The following is a 12,707-nucleotide window of genomic DNA, read 5'->3' on the forward strand; positions in this document are numbered from 1 at the left end:
GAAGCGACGCCCAGCATTATTATCGAGCCTGTTCAGGGGGTAACCACGATGATCAGTGAGATACGTGTTGCCATGAAGGTCAACGGCACGGAGTATCACGTCACGACACAGACCAGCAGGACACTCGCCGAAGTCCTGCGGGAGGACCTGGGACTTCTCGGGACCAAGATCGGCTGCAACAAGGGTGAGTGTGGTGCTTGTACGGTCATCATGAACGGCCGTTCGGTCACCAGTTGCCTTGTGCTGGCGGTGCAGGCGGAAGGAGCAATCATCACGACGATCGAGGGGTTGGCGGAGGGCGGCAAGCCGTCGCCGCTGGAACAGGCGTTCGTCGAAGAGGGAGCCGTCCAGTGTGGTTTCTGCACACCAGGGATGGTTATGTCCGCAGAGGCACTGCTCGCCCTGAACCCCCATCCATCGGAAGCAGAGATAGAGACTGCTTTGGAGGGGAATCTTTGCCGCTGCACAGGCTACAGGAAGATCGTTGCTGCGGTGCAGAAGGCAAGTCGGGGCCGCGAATGACTGCAGCAGTCGTTCTGGCGGCTGGACATGCCGACAGGATGGGTTCGAACAAGCTGACATTGCCGCTTGGCTCTGGGACGGTTGTTGGTCGCGTTATTGCAGCTGCGCTCGCTGCCTGTGACAGCGTCGTCATCGTCATCGGGCTGCACGATCAAGTGACAAGGACCGCGGTGGAACAGGCGGCGCGAAGCCTTGGCGCCGAAGGGCGGGTGGAAGTGGCGGAGGGCGTGCCCTACGATCCAGGCATGTTCGTCTCGATTCAGGCTGGGCTGCGGCGGGTCACGGGCGCCGATGTCGTCCTGATCTTTCCCGGGGACATCCCCCTCATTCTGCCCGAAACCGCAATTGCCGTGAAAGACGTGGTATGCGCGGGAGGGGTCGACGTCGCCGTGCCGTCGTGCGGGGGACAACAAGGTCATCCCGTTGCGATCAGCGGGCGGTGTGTCCCGGAACTGCTTGCGATGTCGGAGCATTCCACGTTGCGGCAGTTCATGACGCTCCATGCGTCCACCACGAAACTGGTTCCCGTCGAGGACCGTGGCATGCTGCTGGACATGGATACACCTGACGAGTATGGCCGTGTCCTGGAATGTCTCAAATCTGTGGGAACGTCCACTAAGGAGGTCTGATGGATTCTACCTATCAATACGTAGCAAAGCTCGAACAGGAGGGTCATGAGTTCGCCGTCTGTACCGTCATTGACGCCCAGGGCTCTTCTCCTGGGCGGACCAGCTTCAAGATGGTTGTCCTGCCCGACGGCACCCAGCACGGGACTGTCGGTGGAGGCAAACTGGAACTTACTGTTCTGGGGGCCGCTCGCGATGCCATTGCCGAAGGAAAGTCACGCATCGTCACCTTCGACCTGAGCCAGGACGGCAAGGACAGCCTCGGCATGCTGTGCGGCGGTAGGGTCACGCTGTACATCGAGTACGTGGGCAGTCGTCCGCTTCTATATATCTATGGTGCCGGACATGTCGGCCGCTTTCTGGCGACATTCGCGTCTCTTGTCGGTTTCGAAGTGACGGTGCTGGACGATCGGCCGGAGTTTGCCACCCCTGGTCGTATCCCCGACGCACACCACTTCCTGACCGGCGATTTTGTAGAACTGGTTCAGACAACCGCCTATGGCCCGCAAGGGTACCATGTCATTCTCACGGACAAGCACGTGAGCGACGAGCGAGTACTGCAGGCACTTCTGGAGCGCAAGCTGGAGAACCGGTACGTCGGGATGATCGGTTCCCGGTCGAAGACGCTTGAGATCTTCCGACGCCTTGAGATCGCAGGAATTGGCAGAGAAGCTCTTGCGCACGTGTATGCCCCAGTCGGCATCGACCACGGCGGCCAGACTGCCGAGGAAATAGCACTTGCCATCTGCACTGAACTCGTGGCCGCGCGTCACGACCACACCCTGGCCGATTCGATGAAGAACAGGGCGAACATCATTGGACTGCTGGAGAGCAAACCATGATCAAGGAACTCGAGTACCATGCAGCACACGACCTGAAGGAAGCGCTGGAACTGGCGGAACAGTTCGGACCACGCAAGCGCTTCCTGTCCGGCGGCACGGACATGACGGTGCGTCTCAAGGAAGGGCTTGTCAAGGAAGACATTATCGTCGACCTCTCCCACGTGGCTGAGCTCCGCTTCGTGCGTGAGGAGTCAGGTGTCGTCCACGTAGGGGCCGGTGCCACCCATGCGGACCTCAGCGCTTCTCCCATCGTGCGCCAGCACGGCCTTGCGCTGGCCCTGGCGGCTTCACGGGTTGGCGGTCCCCAGATTCGCAACATGGGGACGATCGGCGGCAACGTGGCCAACGCGTCACCCGCAGGTGACACGATCCCGGCGCTCATCGTCCTCGATGCCGTCGTGTCCATCACCAGCCGGACGGGCACGCGGGAGGTTCCCATCATCGACTTCTTCACGGGGCCGGGACGGTCCGTGCTTGCCGCAGAGGAACTCGTGACGGAGTTCCATTTCCCTGCGACGGGGCCAGGTGAACTGAGCGCCTTTGGCAAGCTGGGTGCACGGCAGGCGATGACGATCTCCACTGCCAACGTGGCCTTCTACTTCAGGATCGGCGGCGACCGGCGCATCGTGGAGGCTCGCATCGCCTTCGGCTCGGTCGCGCCGACTGTGGTCCGGGCACACAAGACCGAGCAGATGTTCTGTCAACTTCCTCCGCTCCTGTCATGGGACGCCATTCGCGGCGCGGCCCAGATGGCCTGGAAGGAAGTAGCGCCCATCGATGACCTGAGAGCAACTGCCGTCTATCGCAAGGAAGCCGTCGTCGGGCTTCTTGCCGAGGCCGCCTACGAAGCGCTTGCCTCCTGCTGGCATGAACGTTAAGATCAAGCTCTTTCAGGACTACAAGCAGTACCACGACACGCCCGAATACGAGCTGGAACTCCCTGCAGGAACGACGGCCGGGGAGATCGTGAGACAGCTTGGGATCAAGGGCCCGGAACTGGCGTACCTCATTCTCATTCTGAAGGGCAAGCGCGTGTATGAGGAGTATGTCCTTCAGGACGGCGACGAGCTGGTGTTTGCGGCCCCTATCGGTGGTGGCTGAGCGTGAAAGGAGTGATGTGATGGACGATATCCATTTCGAGCAGATCGCCAGGGTCGACGCACAGGGCAAGGCGTGCGGCACCACGGCGTACATGTCCGACCTCTCATTTCCGGGGATGCTGTATGCGTGGTTTGTGCGCAGCAAGTACCCGCATGCCCTGGTCAAAAGCGTCGATATCAGCAAGGCAATGGCGCTGGACGGCGTCGTCACGGTGCTGACGGCGGCAGACGTGACCGGGTTCAACGGGTTCGGGATCGTTAATCCCGACATGCCGGTCATCTGCGGGGACAAGGTACGGTACATGGGGGATACTGTGGCGCTGGTGGCTGCAACGACCGAACGCATCGCCGAACAGGCGGCGGCTCTGGTCGAGGTGGAGTACGAGGTCCTGCCCGTTGTCGACGACCCCATCGAAGCGCTGAAGCCTGATGCCCCCAAGGTCCATGACAAGGGCAACGTCTGCCTGCATACCCTCATCACGAAGGGTGACGTGGAGCAGGGCCTCCGTGAAGCGGATGTGGTCATCGAGCACGAATACCGGACGCCACGTCAGGCTCATACGGCGCTGGAGACCGAATCTGGTGTGGCGGTGCCGGAAGCCGACGGCTCGCTGTCGATGTATGCGGGTTCTCAGTATGCGTTCCGTGACCAGCTGCAGCTTGCCCGTATCCTGGGGATGAATCCCCGGATGATCCATGTCTACAGCAACCCAGTGGGTGGTGGTTTTGGAGGCAAGGACGAACTGACCATCCAGGGGGGCATTGCACTACTTGCCATGAAGACGGGCAAACCCGTCAAGGTTGTGCTCTCGCGTGAGGAGTCGCTGGTGTCGGGCTGGAAGCGCCATCCGTTCATCGTGCGCATCAGGACCGGTTTCAAGAACGACGGTACAATGCTTGCCAACGACGTCATCTGCTACGAGGACAAGGGGGCCTACTCGTCGCTTGGCGGCCCCATCCTCAACTTGGCCCTCGAACATGCTTCGTCCCTGTACCGCGTCCCCAACACGCGCCACGAGGGCTGGGCCGTGTTCACCAACAACGGTGTCTGTGGCGCGTTCCGTGGGTTCGGCGTTCCGCAGGTCCTGTTTGCGCTGGAATCCAACATGGACGAGGCGGCAGAGAAGCTGGGACTGGATCCGGTCACGATACGGCGGAAAAACGTCCTGTACCAGGGGGAGGTTTCCCCTATCGGCCATACCCTGCGTACGGGGGTCTCGATGGACCTCGTCCTCGACGCTATTGAGAAGTCGGACCTGTGGCAGCACCGTGAGGAATACAAGAAGACAGACAAACCATGGCTCCGGCGCGGGGTAGCTCTGTCGCTGGCTCCGCAGGGAGCCGGACTCGGGGTCGGGATTCCTGACTATGGCGGTGCGTACATCGATCTCGACCGGGACGGCAACTTCACGCTGCGCATCGGTCTTGTGGAGTATGGCCAGGGCACACATACTGGGTTCACACAGATGGCAGCAGGCCTGCTGCACGTTCATCCATCGCGGGTGCGGATTGTCGCTGGCCAGACCGAAGGTTCGGTCGACACGGGGCCCGCCACCGCTTCCCGCTCGACGTACACAGCCTCGAATGCCATTGCGGCAGCGTTCCACGATTTCGGTGTCAAGGTGGCCGGCGCGCTGGATGCGAAGTATCATACCGGAGCGGATGCGGTCTGTGAGGCGAAGGACGGCGGCATGACGACGCTGGTGGGCTTCCGGACGTATGAGGAGCTGGCTCAGGAGTTTGCCCAGGAATCGCCATTGCGCGGGGAGGGCTACTTTGTGTGGCCGACCGCGGACCGGGAGATTCCAGGTGCTGCCGGGCTGCCACATTGGATCTACAGCTTCGCCGCACAGGCAGCGCTGGTCGAGGTCAACACCCTGACCGGTGAAACCCGCCTGCTCAAGGTCGCGACAGCCCTGGATACAGGACGCACAGTCAACCTGCAGCAGGTCGAGGGGCAGATCGACGGCGGCGTTGCGCAGGGCGAGGGGTTCGCCTTGTTCGAGGACACACTGATCGCAAAGGGGCAGGTGCGCACGAAGAACTTCTCGACGTATATCATCCCGACCGTCCAGGATGTGCCCGAGCACGAGTATATCATCCTGGAGAATCCTGAGGGAACCAGTGCCTTCGGGGTGCGAGGCATTGGCGAAGTCGTGATGGTCCCGATCATCCCTGCTGTTGCCCTGGCTATCCACGATGCCACGGGTGTCTGGGTGCGCCAATTGCCCGCGACGCCCGAGCGCCTGTATCGACTGCTGCATCCAGGATTGTAGGACGGTGAAGCTGTATCGGGAACCCGCGGGGGTGGAGTGCCGTCTAACAAGAGGGTCGATGTAACCGCACATCGCGTCTAGGGCCATAAATGAAGTGTGAAGAGGGGCCGAGAGGGCCGTAGATGTGGCCCTGAGCATCTATTGCGGGCCGACGGCTGCGGATTAGTGAACACATTAGTGTTGCAATATACGATAGTGTGCTCAAACTTGAGTTAGGATAAGAGTGTGGCGGTGCGGTACCTCGTTGATGCACCGTGCGAACGATGAACTGAGAGGGTAGGGGGGAAGCACATGCGAGGGAGTATCTTGTACTGTCTGTAGTGGTGACTTTGTGAAGGCAGTTGTACTGCACGAAATGCAACAGGAGCACTACTAGTGTCAGGCAAAGTTCTTGGACATGCGGGTTGGTGGCACCGGAATTGGGGTGCTGCGTATCTTCTGCATAAGTGCCATGTGAATAGGTAACAAGGAGGAATAGGAATGACAAAGCGAATTCTCTCAATACTGATCGTGGCAGCACTTGTCGGTGGGGCAATGTTCAGCGCTCCCGCGAAGACGCGAGCAGGCGCCATCAGCGCCACTGTCGTAGCAAGCCCCGACACTACCGGAGCGACGAGTGCTGTGACCATCAATCTTACTACGTTGAGTGCGGCAACGACTTGGGAGATAACGTTCCCGAGCGCATTCACGGTACCATCTTCCATTGCGGTCGGCGCGGTCATGATCGGCATAACGCCAGCATCAGCCAGCGTGGTCGGCAACGTAGTGACCCTCACAACGGCGAGCGTCCCGGCGGGCCCCCACAGCATTGTGTTCAACTCCTCAATTGGGATCGTCAATCCCTCCACCGCAAGCAACTACACTTTTGCGATCAGTACGGACGGGGGAGATTATGCGAGCGGCTTCTATGCGAGCATCGTAGGTGGTGGTGGCTCCGGCAGTCTCACCATCACCCCGAGCTCCACGACCGCGGGTGCCACTAACGTGACTCTTCAGGTGGTCTTCACGCCGACCTACTCGGTAGGCTTCATATCCCTCAATCTGTCGGGGTACAATTTCTACGGGACACCGTCAACCTCCAACGTTTACGGTAGTGGCTCCGGTCTACTCACCAGTGTTTCCGGGTCCGGGAGCGCGTTGTACTTGACCTTCGGCACGGCACTGACGGCCGGCTATCCTTACACGCTGACTATTACCTCAGGTTGTAGCCTGATGAACCCCACGACAGCGAATACCTACACCATTACCGCGAACCTGACCGGTGGAGGGAGTCAGACGCTTTCAGGCACCGTTACGATCGGCGGTGGCTCCGGCGGCCTCACCATCACCCCGAGCTCCACGACCGCGGGTGCCACTAACGTGACTCTTCAGGTGGTCTTCACGCCGACCTACTCGGTAGGCTTCATATCCCTCAATCTGTCGGGGTACAATTTCTACGGGACACCGTCAACCTCCAACGTTTACGGTAGTGGCTCCGGTCTACTCACCAGTGTTTCCGGGTCCGGGAGCGCGTTGTACTTGACCTTCGGCACGGCACTGACGGCCGGCTATCCTTACACGCTGACTATTACCTCAGGTTGTAGCCTGATGAACCCCACGACAGCGAATACCTACACCATTACCGCGAACCTGACCGGTGGAGGGAGTCAGACGCTTTCAGGCACCGTTACGATCGGCGGCGGCTCCGGCGGCCTCACCATCACCCCGAGCTCCACGACCGCGGGTGCCACTAACGTGACTCTTCAGGTGTCTTTCACTCCGACGTATTCGGTAAGCACCATGCTCCTCTACCTCTCGGGGTACACCTTCATCGGGACACCTTCACTCTCCAACGTCTACATATCTGGCGGTTCCGGCTTGCTCACGGCAGTCTCCTTGTCCGGCGGGAACACACTATCATTGACGTTCGGCACGCCGCTGGTGGCCTACTCCTCCTACACACTGTACATCTATCCGGGTTCTGGCTTGATGAACCCCACGACAGCGAATACCTACAGCATTACTGCTAACCTGTTCGGTGGAGGTGGCCAGACACTCACCGGCACCGTTACCATCGGTGGTGCGTCGGTGACTATTCAGAGCGTCAGCGTCAACCCCCTTACTCCCAGCAGCGTTGCGCAATTCGCTATCACCTTCTATACCAGTTCTTCGACAGCAGGAATCAAGTCCGGTGATACGATCAGGGTCGAGTTCCCTGCCGGCACGCAGTTCCCATCTGGTTCGTTCTGCCCTACGTGCTTCGTTATCAACGGACAGACCGTGCAGGTGACGCCAACACGGAGCAACTACGTCGTCACGATTACGGTTCCAGCAACAATCCCCGTCGCCACGCAGTATGTGTACCTGACGATCGGCACGACCGCGGGCATCGTCAACCCCCCCACGTCTGGCAGCTATTCGCTGAAGGTCTCGACCAGCATCGATACGACACAAGTGACCTCCAATCAATATGCGCTGGTCGGCACGTCCATCAGCAGCTTGGCTGTCACTGCCAACCCTACCGCTCAGGGTGCTTACCCCGAGCTGCGATTCACCTTCACGACGTCGAGTTCAGGTGGGCTCAGCCAGAACGATTACATCTACATTCAGTTTCCAACCGCGATGAACATGCCTTCGTCGGTCCCTGCCGCGTCCGTTACGGTGAACGGCGTTCAGGTATCGTCGATCAGCCTCGACGGGTCTGACAAGCTGTCCATCTACACGCCGATTTCCATCGGCAACAGCCAGCAGGTTGCGGTGGTTATTGCCGCGACGTCGGGCATCTCCAACCCATCTACAGTGGGGACGACCCTGAGCTTCAGTGTCTCGACGTCCCAGGATGTGGGCGCCCAGACTGTCTCATACACGACGACGACCTCACAGATTAGCCAGGCTCAGGTGACGTTGACGACGAACGGCCTTGGCAAAGCATCGGGCTACACTGTGACTTTCCAGACCGGAGCCGGCGGGGCACTTACGGCCGGCATCGGGCGCATCTACATCGTGTTCCCCAGCGGAACGACCGTTCCCGTATCCATGGCTGCGGCGAATGTTCGTGTCAATGGCGTGACGGCCTCCAACGTGTTCACTGTCACGAGCAACCGTCGCGTTGAGATCACTACGCCCGTCGCGGTAGCGGGATCTTCGCAGATCACCGTCGTCATCGACGTGGCAGCCAACATCGTCAACCCCTCGACACCTGCTACCAGCTACACGCTGGCCGCGTACACCTCCTCTGAGCAAACGCTGGTCTACAGCGCTCAGTATTCCATTGTCAACCTCCCGACCAGCACTGCAGTAACCAACCCAACTGCTCCGGATGGTCTGAACGGCTACTACAGGACACGTCCGACAGTCTCGATAACGGCTACCAGCCCATCTGGGTATCCAGTCTCCATCTACTACCGCATCAACAGCACAACTGACACGCTCTATGGTGGACCGGTGCAGATTCCCGATGGCACAGTAACCTTCACGTACTATGGCAAGGACTCGCAGAACAACCAGGAACAGGCAAAGCAACTGACTTTCAAGGTCGATGCTACGGCTCCTGTCGTGACGATTCTGAGTCCACTGGAAGGCACTGTCACATCAACTGGTGCGCTCTCCATTACAGGCCGTACTGAGGCCGGCGCCTCGGTGACAATCAATGGCACTTCTGTTGCTGTGCAGGCCAACGGAGACTTTGGAGGTAGCGTCGCACTTAGCGAAGGTGCAAATGCCATCCAGGTTGTTGCCACAGATTTGGCCGGCAATGTCGGTCAGATACGTGTGAACGTGACCCTCGACACCAAGCCGCCCGTGCTAAGCATAACGTCGCCGACGATCTACTCGACGGTGATGACCCAGCAGGTGGCGGTCACCGGCAAGACTGATCCCGGGTCGATCGTGACGGTCGGAGGCTCGAAGGTGAATGTGGCAGCAGATGGTTCGTTCAGCATCCTGTACATGTTCCCGAAGGAAGGGCTGAACGTCATCGACATAACGTCTACAGACGCGGCTGGGAATGTTGCCAAGACCGGCCTCCCTGTCACCTATGTGGCGCGCACGCTGATCCGGCTTCAGGTCGGCAACAAGACGGCAATGATCAACGACGCATCCAAGACGCTCCAGGCGGCTCCCATCAATGTGAAGGGTGTCGTCATGGTCCCGCTCCGATTCATTGGAGAGGCTTTCGGGGCGACGGTAGAATGGGAGCCGATATTCAAACTCATCCGGCTTCAGCTGGGCTCCACGATGATTTACCTCCAGATAGGGTCCAACTATGCGTCGGTGAATGGCAAAAAGATCGTGCTCCAGGGTCTGCCGACCATTATCAAGGGCACGACGATGGTTCCGATCCGGTTCATCTCGGAGGCATTCAACGCGCAGGTGACGTGGGTTGCGGCGACACAGGGTGTAGAGATCACGTATCCGAAGCCCTGAATCCAGTAACAACACATCAGAGGGGCGTGCATCATGAAGCATGAGGGACTGATTGTCGGCCTGCTTGTCGTCGCAGTAGTCATTTCTGCGGTGGGACTGGTCCTCGGGGTTGCACGCCCTGCTCGCCAATCGAGGGTTGTCGCTGCCACTGGCACAGCTCAGAAGTCGTTTGTACCAGATACCGCCCATTTGGACCTCGGTGTTCAGACGGACGCTTCAACAGTGCAGAAGGCTCAACAGGACAATGTGGCGACGATGAACGGCGTCCTGGCTGCCCTGAAAGCGGCCGGCGTCAAGAGCGAAGACATCCAGACCAGCAGTTTCTACGTCAACCAAAACTTTGACTACTCAAGTGGGAAGTCGTCGATACCCACAGGATGGCGGGTCAGCAATACGATGGCTGTCACCACCAAGCCTGAGATCGTGTCGGCTATCATTGACGCGGCGTCGAAGGCCGGGGTGAACATCTTCAACAGTATCAGCTTCGAGATCAGCAATCGCGAGGAGCTGAAGGCAGGACTGATGAAGGATGCCATGGCGAACGCGCGGGCGAAAGCCCTGGGGACGCTGGCAGGCACAACTCATACCCTGGGTGACATCGTTTCGATAGCGGCAGACTGGTCCGGGCCTTCTGTGGTCACCTCTGGTGCAGAAGGAATGGGGGGCTATGCAATGTCCGTCCCCGTGGAGGCCGGCACCAATGTCCTGTCGGTCTTGGTATCCGTCACCTTCGAGCTCGACTGAAGGTTTCGCCGGTATAGTGTTCGTCTGTTTCGCCCCGTCGATCTCTCTCGACGGGGCGAAACCATGTTTCCGGTGTTGCATACCTGCGGCAGGATGGTAGTATGATTTTATGTTCTTCACAATTGGGGACGGGAATCCAGTTGAATGCCACTTCTTGGCGTGACTGAACTGCACGCGCTATTTATGCTGACTTGCGGTTCACTGTCTGTTCACATAAAGCGATGACACAATCATCCATCGAGGGTAGAATACAGCCATGAGAAAGATACTTGTCGTCGAAGACGAAGAGAACATCCGTACGCTCGAGAAGCTTTATCTGCAGAAGGAAGGCTATGAACCCGTGCTGGCCGCAACCGGACGCGAGGCATTGCGCTTGTTTGACGAGCAGAAACCTGACCTTGTGATCCTGGACCTCATGCTGCCCGAACTGAGCGGCGAGGAGGTCTGCCGCGAAATCCGCAAGAAGTCGACCGTGCCGATTATCATGGTGACAGCCAAGAGTGATGAGATCCAGAAGCTGGAAGGCTTGGAGATCGGCGCAGATGACTATGTGACCAAGCCCTTCAGCCCGCGCGAACTCATGGCCCGCATCAAAGCGGCGCTCAGGCGGTATGACTGGGAGCGTCTGGCTGACACGGCGCCGGTGGAGAAACTGGTCTTCAAGGACATCGTCGTTTATCCGGGCAAGCACCGCGTTGTCAAGGCGGGCAAGGATATCATGCTCACTCCCAAGGAATTCGAGGTGTTCACGCTGCTGGTCAAAGCCAACGGTGAGCCTGTCTCGCGTTCCAGCCTCATCAAAGAGATCTACGGCGGCAGTGATGACGAAGTCTTCGACCGCACCATCGATGCCTACATCAAGAATATCCGCAAGAAAATCCAGGACGACCCCGGAAACCCGACGTACATCGAATCCATCTACGGAGTCGGATACCGTATCCTGGTGTAACGTGACTTGTTGAAGAAGACGTCCAGCTTCCATACCAGGCTGATCCTCAGCTACGCGGCGCTTCTGGTACTGGTCATGGTGCTGTCGATCACCGTAGCAGACGCCTTCTTCATACGAGCATTCAAGACCTTCCTGGCCGGCGGATATGGGTCGCCCTTCGGCATCAAGTCGATGGTCATTGAGCCAAACAGCTATCTGCTGACCACCACGTATCTCAAGTTCCATGACATGATGCGTCTCTCCGTGTGGATCGGCGGATGCGCCGTCATGTTGATCGCGCTTGGCGTGGCAAGCTGGTTCACGCGACGCTTCTCTCAGCCCATCTCTGGGTTCGCCAGCTTTGCCGACCGCATCGGCCATGGCGACTACGGTGCACAGATCTCGAACAATCAAGGACTGCGTGAGTTTGCCGAGCTGTCCGACTCGCTCAATCACATGGCGCATGAGCTAAAGTGCCGTGACGAGGTAGAGCAGGAACTCTTCTCCAACCTTTCTCATGAGCTTCGCACCCCTGTGACGGTCATCAAGGGCTACATGGAAGCTCTTGATGCCGAGCTGATCTCCAACCCCCAGGAGCTGCATTCGGCGGCAGAAGCGATTTCCCAGGAGACGGCCAATCTCGAGGTCATGATCAACGAATTGCGGCAGCTTGCCCAGATCGACAATAATGCCGTCATGCCCGAGAAGTCGGACTTCGACGTTGATAAATTGCTGGGGTATATCTGGCGAAGGTTTGCCCCCATTGCTGCGGCCCGCGGAGTTCTGTTGCCGCACCAGTTCGAGGCGCACGTGAGGGTTCATCTCGACCGTCAGCTTCTGGACAGGGCAGTGGCCAATCTGCTGAGCAACGCCATCACTGCTACGCCCTCGGGACACTTCGTGACTCTCTCCAGCGCAGTTCATGAGTCGCGCGGGGTCAACATCGTCGTCGAGGATACCGGGTCCGGGATTCCCCAAGAAGACTTGGCTCACGTGTTCGATCGCTTCTTCAGGGGGGACCGTTCGCGCAACAGGAGGAGCGGAGGCCTGGGCCTCGGTCTTCCCATCGCCAAGGATCTCGTCGAGATCGAAGGTGGTCGCCTCGACATCAGGAGCACGGTCAATGTTGGCACACGCGTAACCATCTCCTATCCGCGGTCTGTCATCGTACGCGACGAGTCCCTTCTGGCTTCCTGAAGAGCTCGTCTTGCACCTGTCGCTCGCAGGGTTACACTGAGACCAGCGGCCCGTGGCGGCTGACTTGT

General features: G+C 59.0%; 10 protein-coding genes. All 10 read left to right on the forward strand.

From position 1 onward, the window contains the following. The first annotated feature begins 48 nt into the window (after positions 1 to 48). The 10 genes from SMC7_RS01445 (at position 49) to SMC7_RS01490 (ending at position 12,639) form a co-directional block, all read left to right on the forward strand. Complete coding sequence (locus tag SMC7_RS01445) at positions 49 to 522, forward strand: (2Fe-2S)-binding protein (RefSeq protein ID WP_119088602.1); 474 nt, start codon at positions 49 to 51, stop codon at positions 520 to 522. Continuing rightward, a complete protein-coding gene (locus SMC7_RS01450; protein ID WP_119088603.1) occupies positions 519 to 1,151 on the forward strand; it encodes an NTP transferase domain-containing protein in 633 nt (210 codons plus the stop codon). The genes SMC7_RS01445 and SMC7_RS01450 overlap by 4 nt, the downstream gene beginning before the upstream one ends. Further along, on the forward strand, positions 1,151 to 1,990 hold the full coding sequence (locus SMC7_RS01455) for an XdhC family protein (protein WP_119088604.1): 840 nt from the start codon (positions 1,151 to 1,153) through the stop codon (positions 1,988 to 1,990). The genes SMC7_RS01450 and SMC7_RS01455 overlap by 1 nt, the downstream gene beginning before the upstream one ends. Next, positions 1,987 to 2,868 (forward strand): FAD binding domain-containing protein, encoded by an 882-nt coding sequence (locus tag SMC7_RS01460; protein WP_119088605.1) that lies wholly within the window; start codon positions 1,987 to 1,989, stop codon positions 2,866 to 2,868. Before SMC7_RS01455 ends, SMC7_RS01460 begins: the two co-directional genes overlap by 4 nt. Then, positions 2,858 to 3,091 (forward strand): MoaD/ThiS family protein, encoded by a 234-nt coding sequence (locus SMC7_RS01465; RefSeq protein ID WP_119088606.1) that lies wholly within the window; start codon positions 2,858 to 2,860, stop codon positions 3,089 to 3,091. Before SMC7_RS01460 ends, SMC7_RS01465 begins: the two co-directional genes overlap by 11 nt. A 19-nt stretch (positions 3,092 to 3,110) precedes the next feature. Next, the gene (locus tag SMC7_RS01470) at positions 3,111 to 5,366 is read left to right on the forward strand and encodes a xanthine dehydrogenase family protein molybdopterin-binding subunit (protein WP_119088607.1); all 2,256 of its coding nucleotides are present in this window, start codon (positions 3,111 to 3,113) and stop codon (positions 5,364 to 5,366) included. Between the two features lie 480 nt (positions 5,367 to 5,846). Next, a complete protein-coding gene (locus SMC7_RS01475; protein ID WP_119088608.1) occupies positions 5,847 to 9,770 on the forward strand; it encodes a stalk domain-containing protein in 3,924 nt (1,307 codons plus the stop codon). A gap of 33 nt (positions 9,771 to 9,803) precedes the next feature. Next, the gene (locus tag SMC7_RS01480) at positions 9,804 to 10,514 is read left to right on the forward strand and encodes an SIMPL domain-containing protein (protein ID WP_119088609.1); all 711 of its coding nucleotides are present in this window, start codon (positions 9,804 to 9,806) and stop codon (positions 10,512 to 10,514) included. A 256-nt stretch (positions 10,515 to 10,770) separates the two neighbouring features. Continuing rightward, positions 10,771 to 11,463: a response regulator transcription factor gene (locus SMC7_RS01485; protein ID WP_119088610.1), complete on the forward strand. Its 693-nt coding sequence runs from the start codon at positions 10,771 to 10,773 to the stop codon at positions 11,461 to 11,463. 6 nt (positions 11,464 to 11,469) lie between these two features. Beyond that, positions 11,470 to 12,639 (forward strand): sensor histidine kinase, encoded by a 1,170-nt coding sequence (locus SMC7_RS01490; protein ID WP_126850693.1) that lies wholly within the window; start codon positions 11,470 to 11,472, stop codon positions 12,637 to 12,639. Positions 12,640 to 12,707 lie beyond the last annotated feature (68 nt).

The sequence above is a fragment of the Candidatus Cryosericum terrychapinii genome (genome assembly GCF_003570925.1).
Taxonomy (GTDB): Bacteria; Caldisericota; Caldisericia; order Cryosericales; family Cryosericaceae; genus Cryosericum; species Cryosericum terrychapinii.

Coding starts and splice junctions, on each gene's coding strand:
- SMC7_RS01445 (WP_119088602.1), top strand. CDS start 49: ATGATCAGTGAGATACGTGTTGCCATGAAGGTCAACGGCACGGAGTAT.
- SMC7_RS01450 (WP_119088603.1), top strand. CDS start 519: ATGACTGCAGCAGTCGTTCTGGCGGCTGGACATGCCGACAGGATGGGT.
- SMC7_RS01455 (WP_119088604.1), top strand. CDS start 1,151: ATGGATTCTACCTATCAATACGTAGCAAAGCTCGAACAGGAGGGTCAT.
- SMC7_RS01460 (WP_119088605.1), top strand. CDS start 1,987: ATGATCAAGGAACTCGAGTACCATGCAGCACACGACCTGAAGGAAGCG.
- SMC7_RS01465 (WP_119088606.1), top strand. CDS start 2,858: ATGAACGTTAAGATCAAGCTCTTTCAGGACTACAAGCAGTACCACGAC.
- SMC7_RS01470 (WP_119088607.1), top strand. CDS start 3,111: ATGGACGATATCCATTTCGAGCAGATCGCCAGGGTCGACGCACAGGGC.
- SMC7_RS01475 (WP_119088608.1), top strand. CDS start 5,847: ATGACAAAGCGAATTCTCTCAATACTGATCGTGGCAGCACTTGTCGGT.
- SMC7_RS01480 (WP_119088609.1), top strand. CDS start 9,804: ATGAAGCATGAGGGACTGATTGTCGGCCTGCTTGTCGTCGCAGTAGTC.
- SMC7_RS01485 (WP_119088610.1), top strand. CDS start 10,771: ATGAGAAAGATACTTGTCGTCGAAGACGAAGAGAACATCCGTACGCTC.